The sequence below is a fragment of the uncultured Draconibacterium sp. genome (assembly GCF_913060805.1).
Taxonomy (GTDB): domain Bacteria; phylum Bacteroidota; class Bacteroidia; order Bacteroidales; family Prolixibacteraceae; genus Draconibacterium.
Genome location: NZ_CAJXTC010000011.1, coordinates 53345 through 73329, shown reverse-complemented (window position 1 = coordinate 73329; position 19985 = coordinate 53345). Strand labels below are relative to the sequence as shown.

The 19985-nt window shown below is 40.3% G+C and carries 12 protein-coding genes; all 12 read left to right on the top strand.

What is annotated here, in order from left to right; translation table 11 throughout:
* Window positions 1–158: 158 nt before the first annotated feature.
* Window positions 159–599, top strand: a complete 441-nt coding sequence (locus QZ576_RS08740) for a FixH family protein (RefSeq protein ID WP_297096153.1) — start codon at window positions 159–161, stop codon at window positions 597–599.
* A gap of 51 nt (window positions 600–650) precedes the next feature.
* A complete protein-coding gene (locus tag QZ576_RS08735) occupies window positions 651–1412 on the top strand; it encodes a sulfite exporter TauE/SafE family protein (protein WP_297096151.1) in 762 nt (253 codons plus the stop codon).
* A gap of 20 nt (window positions 1413–1432) precedes the next feature.
* Window positions 1433–3841, top strand: coding sequence for a heavy metal translocating P-type ATPase metal-binding domain-containing protein (locus QZ576_RS08730; RefSeq protein ID WP_297096149.1), 2409 nt, complete (start codon window positions 1433–1435; stop codon window positions 3839–3841).
* Window positions 3842–3958: 117 nt separating this feature from the next.
* A complete protein-coding gene (gene aepX, locus QZ576_RS08725; protein ID WP_297096147.1) occupies window positions 3959–5260 on the top strand; it encodes a phosphoenolpyruvate mutase in 1302 nt (433 codons plus the stop codon).
* A 56-nt stretch (window positions 5261–5316) separates the two neighbouring features.
* Window positions 5317–6447 carry a phosphonopyruvate decarboxylase gene (aepY, locus tag QZ576_RS08720; RefSeq protein ID WP_297096145.1) on the top strand — a complete coding sequence of 377 codons (1131 nt, stop codon included), beginning with the start codon at window positions 5317–5319 and terminating at the stop codon, window positions 6445–6447.
* A gap of 4 nt (window positions 6448–6451) precedes the next feature.
* Window positions 6452–7573, top strand: a complete 1122-nt coding sequence (locus QZ576_RS08715) for a phosphonoacetaldehyde reductase (protein WP_297096142.1) — start codon at window positions 6452–6454, stop codon at window positions 7571–7573.
* 9 nt (window positions 7574–7582) lie between these two features.
* The gene (locus tag QZ576_RS08710) at window positions 7583–8806 is read left to right on the top strand and encodes a CDP-glycerol glycerophosphotransferase family protein (protein ID WP_297096140.1); all 1224 of its coding nucleotides are present in this window, start codon (window positions 7583–7585) and stop codon (window positions 8804–8806) included.
* 33 nt (window positions 8807–8839) lie between these two features.
* Window positions 8840–11881 (top strand): membrane protein insertase YidC, encoded by a 3042-nt coding sequence (gene yidC / locus QZ576_RS08705; RefSeq protein ID WP_297096138.1) that lies wholly within the window; start codon window positions 8840–8842, stop codon window positions 11879–11881.
* Between the two features lie 6 nt (window positions 11882–11887).
* Window positions 11888–15100, top strand: a complete 3213-nt coding sequence (locus QZ576_RS08700; RefSeq protein ID WP_297096136.1) for a YidC/Oxa1 family membrane protein insertase — start codon at window positions 11888–11890, stop codon at window positions 15098–15100.
* Complete coding sequence (locus QZ576_RS08695; protein WP_297096134.1) at window positions 15075–17150, top strand: hypothetical protein; 2076 nt, start codon at window positions 15075–15077, stop codon at window positions 17148–17150. Before QZ576_RS08700 ends, QZ576_RS08695 begins: the two co-directional genes overlap by 26 nt.
* A gap of 14 nt (window positions 17151–17164) precedes the next feature.
* Window positions 17165–18586 carry an MBOAT family protein gene (locus QZ576_RS08690; RefSeq protein ID WP_297096132.1) on the top strand — a complete coding sequence of 474 codons (1422 nt, stop codon included), beginning with the start codon at window positions 17165–17167 and terminating at the stop codon, window positions 18584–18586.
* Between the two features lie 2 nt (window positions 18587–18588).
* Window positions 18589–19884, top strand: coding sequence for a hypothetical protein (locus QZ576_RS08685; RefSeq protein WP_297096130.1), 1296 nt, complete (start codon window positions 18589–18591; stop codon window positions 19882–19884).
* The last annotated feature ends 101 nt before the right edge of the window (window positions 19885–19985 follow it).

Genomic DNA, 19985 nt, shown 5'->3' with positions numbered 1-19985 from the left:
CAGTTTTCAGTAGTGAATTAAAAAAGATACTGTCATTTCGATCCGTCAACTGACGGAGAGAAATCTTTAACAACTCAGCTCAGATGTAACAGATTTCTCCTAATACTTCGTCGAAATGACAGAAATTAAGGAAACAGAAATAATAAATAGGAAAACAAATGAAGTTTAATTGGGGAACAGGAATATTTCTTTTTCTGGCGTTGTTTTTAGCCGGATCGGCTGTTTTTATTGTATTTGCTGTGCGCCAGCCGGTAAACCTGGTGCATAAAAATTATTACGAAAAAGGTGTTGATCATACCGAACAGATGAACGTAAATGCACGATCAAAACCATTTACGCGGTCATTTGAAGTGAACATGAACGACGAGGCATTGGTAATCAACATTGAAAATGATCTGGCTTCAAAAATCGATTCAGGCAATATGCAATTGTATCGTCCATCGGATTACACAAAAGATATCAGGTACAAATTTTTGGCGGGCAACAGTTCGATCCAATTCCCAAAAACAGAATTAATAGCGGGCAGATATATTTTAAAATTTACGTGGTATACCGACGGTTTACGTTACGAAGTTGATCGCCCGGTAAATATTCAGTAAATTCATTACCTTTAAAACCAATTATAACCTTTTGTTCAAATCGACAGCGCCATGACAATTTTTATTTCAGCACTTATTTTAGGCTTAATGGGCAGTTTTCACTGTGCCGGTATGTGTGGACCGATCGCCATTGCTTTGCCACTTCATGGCAACACCGTTCCGCAAAAAATATTTGGAGGAACACTTTATAACCTAGGCCGCACCTTAACCTACGGAGTTATGGGAGCCATTTTCGGGCTTCTTGGTCAGGGACTGCACCTCATCGGCTTTCAGCAAAAAGTATCGGTTATTATGGGTGCGTTGATGATCATTTCGGTGCTATTCCCCAAACTGTTTAAAAACCAGTATAAAATGGATAAGAGCTGGTTTTCGGCAGTGGGAAAACTGAAAAAGAAAATTGGCGAAATGTTCTCGATTCGTTCATTCCAAAGCCTGTTTTTTATTGGCATGCTAAACGGACTGCTTCCGTGTGGATTGGTTTACATGGCAATTGCCGGAGCCATCGGCACAGGCGGCGTTGCCGAAGGATCATTGTATATGATCCTGTTTGGATTGGGAACAATTCCGATGTTACTGGCCATCTCGCTGGCAGGAAACGTTTTGAGTTTAGCTGTACGTAATAAAATCAACAAACTAATTCCGGTACTGGTTGTTGTGGTTGGAATTCTGTTTATGTTGCGCGGATTAAGTTTGGGCATCCCCTATTTAAGTCCGCCAAAACAAAAAATTGAGCAGAAATTTGAAAAAAGTCTGGAGACAGAAAGTGCAGCAATGCATACCGAAACAAAAGGAGATTGCTGTAAAGTAGATTAGCGGAAAACGGACCTTGGAATATGGGGAAAAAGGAGGAGAATAACTGTGTACATTGTGGTGCCGATTGCGGGAGTAGCCCGGTGGTGTGGAACGATTTGAATTTCTGTTGCAACGGTTGCAAAACAGTTTATCAGCTGCTGAACGAAAACAAACTTTACAATTATTACAACTTGGAAGAAACGCCGGGAATCAAGGTGGAGACCACCACTGAATTTGGTAATAAATACGCTTTTCTCGATAACGAAGAAGTAAAGGAAAAGCTCATCTCATTTACCGAAGGCAGCATTTCGAAAGTAAAATTTTATGTCCCGGTTATCCATTGTGCTTCGTGTATTTGGTTGCTCGAGCACCTGCACAAACTGCACAACGGCATCCGCCATTCGTTCGTAAACTTTACCCGAAAAGAGGTTGACATTACTTTTGACGAAAAGGAAATTTCGTTGCGGCAAATAGTAGAGTTGCTGGCATCGATTCATTACATCCCCGACCTGTCGCAAAGTCTGTCGGACAAGAAAGACGACAAATCATACAAAAAGCTTTTGTATAAAATTGGTGTTGCAGGTTTTGTCTTTATCAATGTAATGACCTACAGTTTGCCGGCCTATTTTAACGGCGAACCGCTGAGCGACAAATTGCAATCACTGTTTAGCATTCTCAGTTACATTTTGGTAATTCCGGTGGCATTTTACAGCGGAAGTGACTATTACATTTCGGCAATTAAAAACCTGCTGAAAAAGAATATCAGCATCGATCTGCCCATTGCCCTGGGGATTATTGTGCTGTTCCTGGTAACCAGTTACGAGGTGATATTTACAGGCGGTCCGGGTTACAGCGACAGTTTGTCGGGCCTCATCTTTTTCCTATTGGTAGGAAAATGGTACCAAAGCAAAACCTACGAGGCGCTTTCGTTCGACCGGAATTACAAATCGTATTTCCCCATTGCCGTTACCAAAATCAATAAACAGATTGAAGAAAGTATTCTGATCGAAAAAATCGAGGTGGACGATGAACTGATCATTCGCAACAAAGAACTGGTTCCGGCAGATGCGGAACTGGTTGATGGAGAAGGACGAATCGACTACAGTTTTGTTACCGGCGAGTCGACACCGATTGTTAAAAAGCCCGGCGACTTTATTTATGCCGGTGGCCGGCAAATGGGTGGAATTATACGGATAAAGGTGAAGAAAGAGGTGAATCAAAGTCACCTCACCAAACTCTGGAACCAGGATAAATCGTACGAAAAACCCAGCGACTCACTTAAAACACTGTCCGACCGAATTAGCCAATATTTTACCTTGATTGTAATCGCGATCGCTATTTTCGGCTTTACTTTTTGGGCGATCCGTGGCGAATATCACACGGCCATTTTTGTTTTCACTGCGGTTCTAATTGTGGCTTGCCCGTGTGCGTTGGCGCTTTCCATTCCATTTACCTTTGGCAATACCATGCGCATTTTTGGCAAGCGCGGGCTCTACATTAAAAACACCGATGTTATTGAAAAACTATCGCACATTAACAGCATTGTTTTTGATAAAACGGGCACCTTAACACAGCCCAACCAAAATAAGGTTGTGTATTCCGGCACAGAACTTTCGGCATCGGAAAAAGAAGCTATTTTTTCGCTCACTCGACAATCAACACATCCGCTAAGTACTGCACTTTCGCAATCGTTCAACGGATCAGCATACCACAATCCGGAGCACTTTGTTGAAGTTGCAGGACGCGGTATTTTTGGAAAAGTAAATGACTTAAATCTGCGAATCGGATCGGAAGAATATGTAACAAATACACCCACCTCTAAAAAGAAAAAATCTTCAGTTGTGTATGTGGCGATTGAAGACGAACTGAAAGGACACTTTACCATTAGCAACCAATACCGCTCAGGTTTAAAAAACGTATTAAACTCGCTGAAACAAGGTTTTAATCTTTTCCTCATTTCGGGAGATAACGATGCTGAAGCCGAAAACCTGTCGTCATTTTTCGATCGTGAGCATATGCTCTTCGACCAGAAACCCGGAGACAAAGCGTACTTTATAAAATCGCAACAAGCGAAAGGAAATACAGTACTTATGACCGGCGATGGCTTAAACGATGCAGGCGCACTGATGCAAAGCGATGTGGCGCTTACAATCGCGGATAAAGTTTACCACTTCTCACCGGCCAGCGATGCCGTTTTGGAAGCCGAACAATTCAACCAACTGGCTAATTTTATCCGCTTCACAAAAACATCGCTGAACATTGTAAAACTCAGCTTCGTTATTTCATTCTGTTACAACATTGTTGGAATTGCCTTTGCCCTCAGCGGAAATCTTTCGCCGGTGGTAGCTGCCATTTTAATGCCTATTTCATCAGTATCGGTAGTTGCTTTTGCAACTTTTGCAACACGGTTGGCAGGGAAGGTTAAATTGCGCAGAATCACTGCTAGCTAAAACATAAAATCTTTTTTCGCACCCTCAATTTCCGGCTAAATTTCAGCCAACTAAATGAGCATCTGTACAAATTGCTTAAAACAAGTATTTAAGTATTTTTGTACAAAATCAAATTCAATGAGTAAATTGGTATATGTTGGGATGAGCGCAGATCTGATTCACCCCGGCCACTTAAATATTATAAAGGAAGCCAGCAAATTGGGCAAAGTAACTATTGGTCTGCTAACCGATAAAGCAATTGCAAGTTACAAACGACTTCCTACCTTAAAATATGATCAGCGTAAAATCGTTATCGAAAATATTAAAGGAGTAGATCAGGTTGTTCCGCAGGAGGAGCTGGATTATACCCGAAATCTGGAAAAATACAAACCGGATTTTGTAGTTCATGGTGACGACTGGAAAAAAGGCGTTCAAAGTAAAACCCGTCAAAAGGTAATTGACACGTTAGCGCAGTGGGATGGAAAACTTATCGAAGTTCCTTATACTCCGGGCATTTCATCTACCCAGATAAATCAGAGCATCAAAGAAATCGGCACAACACCTGAAGTACGGATGGGCAAATTACGCCGCCTGATTTATGCAAAGCCAATTGTAAAAGTAATGGAGGCGCACAATGGCCTTACCGGATTGATTGTTGAGAATTCGAATGTTGATGTCAATGGGCAGAAGCGTGAGTTTGATGCCATGTGGTTAAGCAGTCTGACGGATTCAACGGTAAAAGGAAAACCCGACATTGAAGCCGTTGATGTAACTTCGCGACTGCATGGTTTGAACGATATTTTAGAAGTTACAACCAAACCCATTATTTATGATGGCGATACAGGAGGAATTCCGGAGCACTTTGTTTTTACCATTCGCTCATTAGAACGTTTAGGTGTATCTGCAATTATTATCGAAGATAAAACGGGTTTAAAAAAGAACTCGCTTTTCGGAACTGACATCGCTCAAAATCAGGACAGTATTGAGAACTTTTGTATTAAAATACGGGCTGGAAAAAAAGCACAGGTTACCAAAGACTTTATGATTATTGCCCGTATTGAGAGCCTGATACTGAACAAAGGTATTGAAGATGCACTTGCGCGTGCGGAGGCATATATTGAAGCCGGTGCAGACGGTATCATGATTCACAGCCGGGAGAAAGATGGTAAAGAAATCCTGAAATTCTGCGAAGCTTATAATAAGTTTGAGAAACGCGCACCACTGGTGGCTGTACCTACCAGCTACAATCATATGACTGAGCAGGAACTTATGGATGCAGGTGTAAATGTGGTGATCTATGCCAACCATCTCCTGCGAGCAGCTTATCCGGCAATGGTGGATGTTGCAAAAGGAATTCTTACACATGAGCGGTCGCTGGAAATTAACGACAAGTGCATGTCGATTAAAGAAATCCTGGAACTTATTCCCGGCACAAAATAGCCCGATAGGAAAATACTGATGACACAAACAATGAACGATAAAAACACCTGGCGGAAATGATAAAACCGGAACTATTTTATAAGTGGCTGATAAATGCAAACATCGAATTTTATAGTGGTGTCCCCGATTCATTACTAAAAGATATTTGTGCTTACATCACCGATAATACATCGCCCGAAAAACATATTATCGCTGCCAACGAAGGAAATGCAATTGCACTTGCAGCAGGTTACCATATGGCCTCGGGATCAATCCCGATGGTTTATATGCAGAACTCCGGTTTAGGAAACACAGTAAATCCTCTTCTTTCGCTTACCAATAAACAGGTGTATGATATTCCGCTGTTAATGCTGATCGGCTGGCGCGGCGAACCCGGGAAAAAAGACGAACCTCAGCATATTGCGCAAGGCCGTTTAACTTTAGAATTACTCGAAACACTGGAAGTTCCTTATCAGGTAATTAGCGAGGATGCCGGGGAAGCAAAAAAACAGTTTGATGAAGCCATTGCAAATATCAGAGAAAATAATCAGCCCTACGCATTAGTTATCCGAAAAGGATTATTTGAGAAATATAAGCTCAAAACGAAAATTGAGAGCAATTATTCGCTGATGCGCGAAGAGGCGATAAAACAGATTGTAGAAAAACTTTCAGGCGACGAAATTATAGTTTCAACAACAGGCAAAACATCGCGAGAGCTGTTTGAAATACGGGAAGCATTAGGGCAGAAACACGATTCAGATTTTCTGACGGTAGGTTGTATGGGACATGCCAACCAGATTGCCATTGGAATGGCAATTGCCAAACCCGAACGACAGATAGTTTGCATTGATGGCGATGGCGCTTTGTTAATGCATATGGGAGCAATGGCAATAAACGGAGCAGTAGCTCCCAAAAATTTCATTCATATCGTCATTAATAATGGTTCGCACGAGTCGGTCGGTGGACAGCCAACTGTAGCCGACAGCATTGATGTGGTTAAAATTGCCGAAGCTAATAATTACAAAGCGGCAGTTTCTGTTTCATCAGCCAAAGCTCTGGATGAAGTTCTTACAACTTTGAGAAAAACCGAGGGGCCCGCACTTATTGAAATAAAAACAAAAGTGGGATCGCGTGATGACCTTGGCCGCCCAACGGTAAAACCTGTCGATAATAAGCAAGCTTTGATGCAAAATTTAAAATCAAAGTAAAACCATGCAGCAAGTAAAATTTGGCAATAACGACATATCAGAACTAAAGCAGTTATTATCCACGCATAAACCGGAACAGATTTGTGTGGTGCATACCAAACGCTCGTACAAGGATTCCGGTGCAGAAGCGTTTATTAAGGATTTACTTGGAAGTGGTTTTGCCGAATTTTCAGATTTTGAACCCAATCCAAAATACGAGGATCTAAAAAAAGGATTGGATCTTATAAACTCCGAAACCTTCTCATTAATTATTGCAATTGGAGGTGGAACAGCCATTGATATTGCCAAAATGATGAAAGCACTGGCTTATAAAAAGTGCAACCTGGAAAATGTTATTACCGGAGAAGAGCAAATTACCGGAGCCGGAATTCCATTATTAGCCATCCCAACAACGGCGGGTACCGGAGCGGAGGCCACCCAATTTTCGGTGATGTACATCGGAAAAACGAAATATTCAATCTCATCGGAATATATTTATCCGGAATATGTTTACCTCGATCCCAAATTTTCGATGACTGCTCCGTCGTATTTAACAGCATGTACCGGTCTCGATGCATTATGTCAGGCCGTAGAAGCACTTTGGTGTGTAAATGCAACTGAGGAATCAAATGCCTTTGCAGAAGAAGCTATTTCGTTAGTACATAATTACCTGCCAACAGCAGTAAATGAAAATTCGGAAGAAGCCAAAGCTGCAATGCAAACAGCTGCTTACCTGGCCGGGAAAGCCATAAATATTACACGAACAACAGCGCCGCATGCACTTTCCTATGCTTTTACCAGTTATTACGGCATTGCGCATGGCCATGCTGTTGCGCTGAGCCTGCCTTTTTTTACAGAGTTTAATTATTCAGTAGGCAATCTAGATTGTATGGACAAACGAGGAGCAGACGCAGTGCGCCAACGCATTGAGCTGTTTTTTGAGTCATTCAAAACAGACAGCGTTCATGCAAAAACTGATCTGCTCGAATTTTTCGCTCAAATTGGTATCGAAACTTCCATATCAAGACTAATCAACAATTTCGACCGTTCTATCATAATTAATAATGTAAATACACAGCGGCTTGGCAACAATCCGCGAAGAGTAACCAACGAAGCTATTGCTCAATTTATTAACAGCACCATTTAAACACTGCTTATGATTCTTTTATATATCGATCCTGCATCAACAAGTGCCTTACTCTATATTTTTATTGCCATCGGAGCAACGTTGGCGTTCACTTTAAAAGGCTCCTTTTACCGCGTACTAAACTTTGTAAAAGGAAAAGGTTTTAAGAACAATTACGATTTTGAAGGACATGATATTTTGTTCTATTCTGAGGGGACACAATACTGGAATGTGTTTTTACCCGTAATTAAAGCGCTGGAAAAGAAAAACGTACAATGCGGCTACCTCACCTCCGATGAAAACGATCCCGGTTTATCGTACGAATCACAGTTGATGAAGGCGAAATATATTGGAAACCTTACCATGACATCAGTATACCTAAATAAACTTGAGGCAAAATTTGTGGGAATGACTACACCTCAACTGGATGTTATGATGATACGCCGCTCGAAAAAAGTTGGTCATTACGGACACATCGTTCATGCTCCTATCGACATCTTTTCGTATCGTAAATTTGCATTTGATTATTTCGACTCCGTTTTTTGTTCGGGATATCATCAAATTGAAGGGATCCGGAAATTGGAAGAAAAAAGAGGAACCGATAAAAAACTGTTGCTAAAGTCGGGGCTCACGTATTACGATGTAATGCTGGAACACAACAAAAAAAACGGATTTCCTAAGCTTGACAACAAAATAGTTTTGGTAGCTCCCACCTGGAAAGAATATTCAATACTGAACCGTTTTGGAGTACGATTTTTCGAGAACCTGCTAAAGGATACCAACTTCGATGTAATTCTTCGTCCTCATCCTCAAAGTTACGTGAGCTTCCCTGAGGTGATTGGAGAAATTGAGAAACATTTTGAAAACGAGCCACGCTTTTCAGTAGACAGAAATCCGCTGGCCAATGAAAGCATGGAAAAATCGAGTGTAATGATAAGTGACCTGTCAGGCGTTATCTGGGATTACGCATTTTTGTATGCAAAGCCCGTTATGCTGCTAAAAACCGAGGCCGATGCAATGTTAGGATTCGAAGGAAGCGAGCTTGATTATGAAATGTGGGAAATGCGCGAGCGACCTCGTTTGGGTAAAAATTTCGATGAAAATGATATTGATAATATTGGTGCAATTGTTACTGAAACCATTGAGAATCCGAGTGTAAATGCGCTGGAAACCTTGAGGGATGAATCGGTATATAATTTTGGCAAAGCTGGCGAAACTGTGGCAAATCAGATAATAGACATCGTAAATAAATAACACCCGGCAACACTGAATAGCTGAATCAATTTTATGAATTCAATATTATCACCATTTGTATACATAATACGCACCATTTTCGAAGCCGGTTATAAATTTACAGGCAACTACGGTTTATCCATAGTACTGCTAAGTTTTGCTATTTCTTTATTACTACTTCCGATATTCATTTATATTGAAAAGGCCAAAAAGCGCGATGAAGTTGTAAAAAAGCGTATGCAGCCTTTGGTGAAGGAAATTAAACAGGTGTACACTGGGCAGGAGCGTTATTACTATCTGAAAACACTAAACCGGCAATTCGGATACAGCCAGTTCAAAGCGCTTGTGCCAATTCTGAGCTTGCTGGTGCAGATTCCATTTTTTATTGCCGCTTACAAATACCTCGATACCCTCGAGGCGATTCGAGGTGTTTCATTCGGGCCGCTATCCGATCTGTCGAAACCCGATCACCTGCTCGGAGTAGTTAATATTCTGCCCATACTGATGACAGGTGTTAATTTGCTCACTGCCTGGTTTTATACCCGCAATGGCAACAAATCGGAGCGGAAACAAATGATTGTGGTAGCCGGTATATTTTTAGTACTGCTGTTCAATCTTCCTTCCGGCTTGGTACTGTACTGGACCATGAACAATGTGTTTGCATTTTTACGCCTATTCATAACCAACAGGGAAGTGTTTAATCCAAATATACCTGAGCCGGTTGAAACGAATGAAAATGGTATTCAGGACGGATGGTATTCTGTATTTCGCAAAAAACTGGAAAAGGAGTTATCTAAACACTGGCAAAGCTACCTTTCAATAGCGGTGCTGTCGTTCGTGGTAATACAACTATTCGATGTAACAATAATTGGAAAAGAGATAACTATTCTCGTTAAAATAGCAGAACGTATAATTGCGGCACTGGTAATTTCACTACTTATTGGTGTACTGAATTTGTATAATTCGGTTATAAAAAAAGGAATAGAAAAAACTTCTCCCGCAGTTATAATATCGCTATTGTTTGTGTCGGTTTATTTATACCTGGCATCACTGTACAATTACGAAGGTGTAAATGAAGACCTTGCAATAATGTCCCTGGTTCTTTCGATTATCCTTCAGATCGCTTGCCTGGTTAAAACGAAGCTACTTTCAAGCATAAAGTTTAAACACTTTTTCCACCTGGTATTATTGATCTGCCTAATCGTTCAGGTTTATCATTTTCTTTCGTTAGAAAATACCCACATCCTTGAATTCCTGAACATCGCGAAAAACAAAAGCGGTTCAAAAATGCAGGATGTTGCTCTGTTTGGCTTATTATTCGTATTTATAATCGTGCCGTTTACGCTGAATTGGAAATCAAAAATTAACCACAAGCCGGGATTTATTTCCTTTGTGCTCAGTATTGTTTTCTTATCCGGATTTATCCTTGTCTGGAATCCGCTGGTTACCTTTTCATCTTACCCTGAAGCTTTCCGATTTGGAACAGATTCAATAATTAACAGCGGATTGGTTTTAATGGTCCAGATTATTTTGGCCTTACTGTTTATCTATTGGATTTCGCCCAAACGCCTTCGTGTATGGTTCTCTGTTATTTCTGTATTATTGGTGTTAATAAGCGTTATCCACAGTGCTATTATCCCTTTAAATGTCGGAACGCTTCAAGGACTGAATTACTCCAGAAGCAGCGAATTAGATACACCGTACTTAGAATATATAACCGAGGCATTTGCCATTGTTGGACTTTATTTTTTAGTCCGTTTCTTCTATCGGAGAAATAAGCTCAAAAGCGTAAATATTTTTCTGGTGCTTTTGAACGTAATCGTCATTGGGCAGGCAATATTCGCGCTAAACGCGGCAGATTTAAGTCGTGTTAATGAAGGAGACAGAATCGTAAGCCAGGCAAAAAGTATTGATGTTTCAGATCATAACATTACTCTTTCGAAAGATCAGGAAAATGTTGTTGTTATCATGCTGGATATGATTGAAGGATGGTTCTTTCAGCGTTATCTGGATGAAAACCGGGCAAACAAAGAAAATTTCGCTGGTTTTACCTATTATCCCAACACGGTTGCATCAACAAATTACACCGGAGGATCGATGCCCGGACTGATTGGAGGATATGAATTTGAGCCCTTACTTTTGGATAAGGATAAGGACCACACACTGGGTGAAAAAATGACTAAGGCTGCGGAAACTTTACGCGACAAAGCACAAGGAAGCGGATATTTTTACACTTGCAGCGATTTGCCTTACTGCAAAATCGACAAAAGGACTTACGATCGTTACATCCCGATATGGAGCGATAATTGGAACCCGTTAAAAAAGGTACTAAACATAGGTCAGACACGAAATATTGGTGTTGAAATACTGCGATATAACGCTTTGTTTTTCAGCTCTCCTTTACTGTTTAAAACCGTAATTTACGACAATGGTTCCTGGCATATGCATCAACCAGGCGTTAATGAGCACAACGACATTACCCGCCATTATAATTCATTGCGCGCACTGCCCTATATTACCGAAAATAAAGCCAGCCAAAAGACCTACACGTTTATGTCGTATAAAGCCACACATTTTCCGTGGGATATTATCGACGAGGATGGTTCGTTTGTGCCAAATGTAGATCCTTACACCAATAATAAATGGGGACTGGATATTGTTTCGCAGTGGATAAATGTTCTGAAATCATTAGATGTTTACGATAATACACGTATTGTAATTGCCAGCGACCACGGGTTGCGACATGTGAAAGACACTGCAACGGTAATGATTGACCAACCCTATCAAAACATAAACTACGATAAAGTTCCTTTTGCCGACATGCTTAACTTTTCTTCGTTATTATTGGTGAAAGATTTTTCTTCAAACGGAGAAATTTCAATAGATTCGACGCTGATGAGCACACTCGATGTTCAGAATATTTCATTTAACGGAAATACGCCATTGATGATCGATTCGCTGAATAACAGAACTTTTGATGCACTAAAGGTTTCATGGAAAATAAAAATGTTCGAGAATACGAACTATCCTATACTTCGAGGTTACAAGATCAAGGAGAACATATACGACATAAATAATTGGACCAGAACAAAATAGCCACACATGGATAAAATATTTTCACCATTTATATTTTTAGTACGTACCATTTTTGAGGCTGGCTATAACCTAACCGGCAGCTATGGAATTGCAATACTGTTTTTAAGTTTTGCCATTTCGTTGTTACTGCTTCCCATATTCATTTATATAGAGAAAGCGAAAAAACACGACGACGCCATTAAAAAGCGCATGCAACCTTTAATTGATGAAATTAAGCAGGTGTATACCGGGCAGGAGCGCTATTATTACCTAAAAACATTAAACCGACAGTTTGGTTACAGCCAGTTTAAAGCACTCATCCCGATTTTAAGTCTGCTGGTACAAATCCCGTTTTTTATTGCTGCGTATCAATACCTCGACAACCTGGAAGCTATTCAAGGTGTATCGTTTGGCCCGTTAACCGACCTCTCAAAACCCGATCATTTATTTGGGATTGTGAATGTGTTGCCGATACTAATGACAGTTGTAAATCTGTTAACAGTATATTTTTACACCCGTAATGGAAACACATTGGAGCGTAAACAAATGGTTGTCATTGCCGGAGCTTTTCTGGTGCTGCTGTTCAATCTCCCATCGGGGCTGGTACTGTACTGGACCATGAACAACGTATTTGCATTTTTACGTCTGTTTATAACCAATAAAGAGGTATTTAAACGCTCTGAAAAATCGATGACCTCAGTTTCATTATCGACTTTCCTTCCGGCAGTCTTTTTTGTTTTTGCTTTTATAACGGTTATTGCACAAATTAACTGGGCATTGAGCCGAAGTCTGGAGCCGCTGCCAATGCGCATCCTTGCATCACTATTCGGATCGCTGCTTTTAACCAGTTTTATTGGATTGCTTTTCAAGTCGTTTCGAACCGCCGTAAAAGAAGATTTTCTTAAGAATAAAAAGCAATATTTCTACGCCACACAAGTTTCGGTTGTTGTTGCGCTGCTGGCAGCAATTTACTGGTCGATAACAAATCGGTTCGATCATTTTATTGGGTTGACATTACAACTTGCCGGAGTAGCAATTGTACTTGTTTGGTCGTTTATTCTTATTAAAACGCCGGTAAAAAAAGCTATACTTAGAATTCAACAGCTGACTATTCATAACGCGTTTTTTTATATCGCATTTGCAGCTGTTATTTACTTCTATCTTTCGGGTAAATATTATTATCACGGAGAAAATAATGCGTTGCTCGTAATATCCGTTATTACTCTCATTCCACTTCAAATCCTGTTAGCAATAAAATTCTTTAGTAACGGATTGCGCGGATCGCTAAAATGGAGTAGTTCGCTGGTTATTTCAAGCCTATTTCTTTTGGCACAGACCGAAATATTTTTGGTAACAATGCATAACGACTTTGTACTTTTCGGTTGGTTATCGCTACCGGAAAGTATAAAAGAACAATGTAGCTTGGCGTCCATTATTCTCGCCGGAATTGGATCAGCTGTATTGCCATTTTATTTCGCAGTTCAGAACAAGGCAGTGAATAAAAACGGATTCAGCCGAAGATGGATTATTGCCTACACGCTGGTATCATTCTATATCGTTACACTGGTATTTTGGTGGAAACCCTTAATGGTTTATGCATCGTTTCCGTACAACTTCAACTTTGTTGCTACCGACATCATTGTAAACAATTTTAGCATTGCTGCATCTGCTTTTCTTATTCTACTTATTCTGTTTGTAGTTGCTCCCAACCAACTTCGAAAAGGGCTTACAAAGTTGATGCTGGGCTTATCTATATTGTTTTATGTAAATACATTTCTTGTTCCGGTAAACGTCGGTACTTTGCAAGACAGCATGTTCTCAGAAGAAAGCAAACTCGCTTTTAATCTGTGGTTTTACGTGTTGGAATTTGCTTTTATTGTTGGTGCGATGTCATTTGTTACATACCTGATAAAACAAGACCATCATAAATATGTCACAATCGCTTTTGTACTTTTTATCCTTATTACAATTGGTCAAAGCACCTACAAATCGGGAACGAAAGGACAACTTTTTGCCGATAAAAAAGAGCAGAAAAAAGGGCCGGCAGTTGATAAAGTGATTCCCTTCTCGCAAACCAAAGAGAATATTTTGTTCTTTATTCCCGATGGATTACAAGGGTGGTATATGAAAGATATACTCGAGGATCATCCGGAGTATAAAGAAATTTTTAAAGGCTTCAAGTGGTATCCGAACACGGTATCAACCTCGAACTTTACTTATGCCTCGATGCCGGCAATGATGAACGGCAATGATTTTAATATTGCGAATATGAATGCGATGAGTGATGAATCGATACTTAACAAGTACCGGCTTGCTACTGAAACATTCTACGACAGAATAAAGGAAAATGATTACTACTTTTCGAGCGGAAACATGGGATATGCAAGCGTTGATTGGGATCAGTTTGATAATTTTATTCCCTGGTGGGATCCTTCGTGGGACAAGGTGCTGAAACTCGGCAGCAGTGTTGAGATTTGGTATACCCGATTTTGGGAAAACTCCCTGTTTTATGGCGTTCCGTTATGTTTAAAACCTCTGATTTATAACGAACGAAACTGGCTGGTGCATTTCGATGAATCGTATCAGAAGAACAACGAAACAATTCCTCATTATTTTGTACAGATATTACCCAACATCTCGGTGAATACGAGTACCGACAAAAATTTTATTTTTTTCCATACTGAGTATACTCATGCCCCCTGGAACATTGTTAAGGATGGTCAAATCACCAAAAATGTGCACCCTTACCAAAATCAGGAAAAATTTTTCGAGGACTTCTCGAAATGGATGAAATGGTTACAGGATAACAATGTTTATGATAATACAAAGATCGTTATTGCATCCGATCATGGTCCGGAATGGTATCATTACGATGGAAAAGCGGTAGTGGATGTACCGTTGGAAAATTACAACTACGACAAATTCAGAAAAGACTTGTTTCTACGCCTGAACTGTTTAATGCTTGTAAAAGATTTTAATGCTAAAGGACCTTTGGAAGAAGATTGGCGTACCATGAGCAACGCCGACATTCCTTCGATATTGTTTAACGATAACGATCCAACGCAGGGAGAAGAGCAGGCTGGACGCGAAATATATACCTTCCTGACCTGGTGGCACCAGAATCTTAAAACCCGGTCGAAATACAACATCCGTCAATCGTTCAGGGTGAAAGGAAATATTTACGATTACAACAATTGGGAATTGATGGAGGCCAATGAAGAAGAAAAAACTGATGAATAATAAATTACCTGGAATTCATATCTTAACCGAAACAATACAGCAAAACCATATGACAAGCCAAATGAATAAACTATTTAGATTTTTTTTGTTACTGGCTATATTTAGTTCTACTTTATATTCGTGCACCAATACAACAAATAGTGTAATCAAAAATTTCGACCCGTTAAGCAATTTGAGCGAAAGTGATACGGTTGCATTACCAATGGACTTGGATAACGCGATAGTTGATGGTATTATCATTCCGTCTTCGAACCAAACCAGTGATGGCAACTTTTCATTTAGTTTTAAAGTCGATAAAACTGATGGCTCGAAACAATATTATTACAAAATATACTACCAGAATAGCAGCTATAAATTCCCTGAAATAAAAAATGGCAACCTCCACCCCTATTGCCACGAGAACTTTTACGGGAGCTGGGAAGATGTATCTACAGGTTTTAAGGCGGTCAACGGCAAAAGCATAACGGATAAATTTCGGATAGTAGGTAACCCCAGAGACGAACATTTGTATTATGGCGGCGATATGAGCAAGCAGGTTTTTAGCAAAGAACGAATTGAGGGTTTAAAAAATGCCATGCGAACTACACCTGATTGGTTCAAATCAATTCAGGAAAAAGCTGCAAAGGAAAACCGGGATATTGAGCAGCAGCTTTTTCTCGATGCTTTGTGGATGATAAAAGATGAATCGCGAAAAGGTGATTTTAACCACCGCTGGAAAAGAAATCCGCGGGTCGGGAATTATGAGTTTATGCTTATTGTGGCTGATGAAGCTGCTTTAGCGAATATTCCTGATTACATTAAAAACATTGGGCAAACCGATGAAAACAGTGCTTTTATTAATCCGTTTTACTATTTCAGAAATGGCGAAGGAAGTACAATGGAGGGAGTGTCGGTTACGACTTCGGACCGTGTTTTAAAAGTGTCGGCAACCATCGATCCGGCCAAAGGATTATACATCAACCCGGCACAACAACGCGACGAGAATATCGATACGCAATACTTGTCGGACGCGTGTAACAGTACTGAACATTTATACGAGCACGCTCATTTCGAGCAATACTCGCATGCCATCGACAGGGGATACACCATGAGAAATGTTCCCCTGGTTCGCGACGTGATTAACGAGCCTTATACCCAGGATGATTTTTTCAGCGCCATGGAAAAATACGATTCTACAGAATTAATTGTGGGACATTCGTTTAACAGTCAAACACCGTGCGAAACTGCTTTTATTCAAGATAGTTTGCTAACATTGATAAATCCGGGCAATGTTGAGGGGCAGGAATTACGCAAGCAAAATGTTGGAGCAAAAACACGCATTGGTTTTACGTATGGCAAGTTCCGGGGTAAAATAAAATTCCCGCGACAATTAAATAACGACAACGTTTGGAACGGACTCACAAATGCCTTCTGGTTAATTTACCAGGACGAAGCCGAATGGAATAACCGCCGGCCTGCCGAACGCGATGGTTACATTCCGAAAGGAGAAGACGGAGAAGAGTCGCTGGCAAAAAAGCAAAAGAATTACTTCTATTCCGAAATTGATATTGAGATTGTAAAAACCTCGCCAACTTGGGATAATGAGGAGTTTTTGAAAGACGATGACCGCGAATCGGACAATGTGATGTTCTGCTGTACCAACTGGGATCTGGCCAATCAGGATCCACAGAAATTTTTTAAGGGAGTTGACGACATTTCGTACAAAGACAAAACATTTGAGCTGCATCGCTGGACCGATCATTACAAAGCGGTAACATCAAAGTACCCGATTAAAAACGACAAATTATACGATCCGGAGTATTTCTATTACGAAATTGAATGGAAACCAACTGAGATTATATGGAGAGCCGGACCAACACCCGACAACATGGAACTTTGTGGTTATATGAACGATGAATACACATCGATACCCAACAACCAAATGTTGTGCATAATTACGCAGGAATTTCATTATGCCGAGTGGTGGCCATTTCAACCCTTCTCGCAAAACGGCGTTCCATTCCCAAAGAACGATATAAAAGGGAAAGTGTATGAAATTGTTGTTGAATAAGTTAATTCACAAATATGTTATTTAGTAGTATCCTTTTTCTTTGCATATTTCTACCACTGGTATTAATTATATATCACGTAGTTGGGCACAAATTCAGAAATTACGTGCTGCTTGTTTCAAGCCTCGTATTTTATGCCTGGGGTGCTCCTAAATTTGTGTTTTTGTTACTGGCTTCGCTAACCATTAACTTTTATGTTGTTCGCCAAATTCACCGCGATGCCAAACACCGGCAACTGTACCTTTGGACATCTGTATTCATAAACATTGGACTGCTCGCCTATTTTAAGTATGCCAATTTTTTTATCGAAAACTTTAATGCCTTGCTTCAATCGGCCGGGTTTCAGTCGGTGCAGTGGACGGCGGTAGCGTTACCCATCGGAATCTCGTTTTTTACGTTTCAATCAATGACATACACCATTGATGTGTACAGAAAAGTGCATGCTCCGCTTAAAAGAATAACTGATTACTTCCTGTATATTTTGATGTTTCCCCAGTTAATTGCCGGACCGATCGTTCGCTTTAATACGGTTGCCGACGATATTATTGACAGAAGAAAGAATGAAACGCTGGATGAGAAGCTGTACGGAATGTACCGGTTTGTGATCGGCTTATCGAAAAAGATGCTCATTGCAAATGTGCTGGGCGAGCAGGTTGATGCCATTTATTCACTTCCCCATTCCGAAGTTACCACTCCCCTGGCCTGGTTAGCTGCCGTGGCCTATTCTTTTCAAATCTATTTCGATTTTAGCGGCTACTCCGATATGGCCATTGGTTTAGGGCGTATTTTTGGCTTCAAATTCCCCGAGAATTTCAATAATCCTTACATATCGCAAAACATTACCGAGTTTTGGCGCCGCTGGCACATTACCTTAAGCGAGTGGATGCGCGATTACCTGTATATTCCACTTGGCGGCAACCGGGTAAAAAGCCAAAGGCGTTTATACGGCAATTTAATTACTGTGTTTCTGATTTCCGGTTTGTGGCACGGAGCTTCCTGGAACTTTGTTATTTGGGGGGCCTGGCATGGCTGTTTTCTTATTCTCGATCGCATTTTTCTAATAAAACTTTTCAAACGAATCGGAACAATCCCACGCGTACTTTTTACCTATATTGTTGTACTTGTTGGCTGGGTAATCTTCCGAATCGAAAACCTGCCCGACATTCGCTTTTACCTTGGAAAGATGTTCTCGACCGATATATCATTAGCAGATTATCACCTGACTACTGAATCGAAATACATCATGATTCTTGCCGCGTTGTTCTCTGTAATCACACTTTTAAAGGCAGGAAAACAGCTTCAAACATTTGTATTTTACACCAAATACAAACGTTCTACCCACATCGTGGTCAGTATAATTTTGCTGGTTTTGCTGGTAATTAATTTGAGTGCAGTTACGTCATCCGACTTTAACCCGTTTATTTACTTTAGGTTTTAATCATGAAGAATCAGAAAACAAAAATATTATTGTTTACAGGTTTCGTATTCGTGCTTATTCTACCACTAATACAGGCTAAAGTTGACGTATTTCACGAAGAACCGCTTCATGGAGGTGTAATTATTGCACAGAAACCGGAGTATTCAACTTCCGGCTGGTTCTCTGGTGAGTATCAATCAAACATGGAGAAATTTATAAACGACAACATCGGATTTCGCCCGTTTTTAGTGCGTTTGCATAATCAGATTCAGTTTTCACTTTTTAAACAAGCATCGGCAAAAGGAGTGGTAGTTGGAAAGGACAATTATTTGTTCGAACAAGCTTATATTGATGCTTATCACGGCCAGTATTTTAATGGACGAGCCGATCTTGTAAAAAAAGTAGAAGCGTTAAAAAAATTACAAACAGAACTGGAAAATGTTGGCAAAACACTGATTGTTGTTCTTCCTCCAGGAAAGGCATCTTATTGTCCGGAATATTTCCCGGAGGAAAGCAATGAAGAAGCAACCGACAGCACTTTTTACAAAGAATACAGCAAATTACTGCCCACTTATGGAGTGAACTGTTTTGACGCCAACGACTGGTTTTTACAGATGAAAGATACAACGCAGCATATTTTGTATCCTCAGTACGGCATTCACTGGAGTGAGTACGGTGCAGCCATTGCTGCCGACAGTTTAATAAAACAGGTAGAAAAATTATCTGGCCGGAATTTACCGGACATGATCATCACCGACGTCCGCAAACAAAATTATAGTCAGGGAACTGATAATGATATTGAATGGGGCATGAACCTGTTGAAAGGCCTTCCATCGCAAACATTGTCGTATCCGACCACTGAGTGGGATTATACCGAAAGTGACAAGACGAATATGTTAGTAATTGGAGATAGTTTTTACTGGAACTGGTATTATCTGGGCTTAGGCGAAAAGTGTTTTAATAAAACATCGTTCTGGTACTACAACAATGAAGTTTATCCGGAGAGCAAGCAATCGAGTGTGAAAGTCAATTCCATCAATCGTCAATCTGTACTTAATAACAGCGATGTTGTTCTGCTAATGGCATCCGAATCGAACATGGTAAATATGGCCTGGGGATTTGTTGATGATGCACTCGATATTCTACAGGGACATATCGAAGGTCCTGAAGCCTACAACCAAAAGATTCAGGAAGTAATCAGGCGAATAAAAAGTGATGAAAACTGGTTGAAGAATGTAACCGAAAAAGCAAACGAACAAAACATATCTGTCGATTCAATGCTCGTACTGGATGCCCAATGGGTACTTGAAAACGAATAACTAGATTACCGGAACTTGATTACAACAAACATCACTAAATTTTCTAAAATCGTTTGATTTTTCAGAATTATATTTCACCTTTAAAACAACAAACAGAGTTA

Coding starts and splice junctions, on each gene's coding strand:
- QZ576_RS08735 (WP_297096151.1), top strand. CDS start 651: ATGACAATTTTTATTTCAGCACTTATTTTAGGCTTAATGGGCAGTTTT.
- aepY (WP_297096145.1), top strand. CDS start 5,317: ATGATAAAACCGGAACTATTTTATAAGTGGCTGATAAATGCAAACATC.
- QZ576_RS08715 (WP_297096142.1), top strand. CDS start 6,452: ATGCAGCAAGTAAAATTTGGCAATAACGACATATCAGAACTAAAGCAG.
- QZ576_RS08740 (WP_297096153.1), top strand. CDS start 159: ATGAAGTTTAATTGGGGAACAGGAATATTTCTTTTTCTGGCGTTGTTT.
- QZ576_RS08685 (WP_297096130.1), top strand. CDS start 18,589: ATGAAGAATCAGAAAACAAAAATATTATTGTTTACAGGTTTCGTATTC.
- QZ576_RS08730 (WP_297096149.1), top strand. CDS start 1,433: ATGGGGAAAAAGGAGGAGAATAACTGTGTACATTGTGGTGCCGATTGC.
- QZ576_RS08710 (WP_297096140.1), top strand. CDS start 7,583: ATGATTCTTTTATATATCGATCCTGCATCAACAAGTGCCTTACTCTAT.
- yidC (WP_297096138.1), top strand. CDS start 8,840: ATGAATTCAATATTATCACCATTTGTATACATAATACGCACCATTTTC.
- QZ576_RS08700 (WP_297096136.1), top strand. CDS start 11,888: ATGGATAAAATATTTTCACCATTTATATTTTTAGTACGTACCATTTTT.
- QZ576_RS08690 (WP_297096132.1), top strand. CDS start 17,165: ATGTTATTTAGTAGTATCCTTTTTCTTTGCATATTTCTACCACTGGTA.
- QZ576_RS08695 (WP_297096134.1), top strand. CDS start 15,075: ATGAAGAAGAAAAAACTGATGAATAATAAATTACCTGGAATTCATATC.
- aepX (WP_297096147.1), top strand. CDS start 3,959: ATGAGTAAATTGGTATATGTTGGGATGAGCGCAGATCTGATTCACCCC.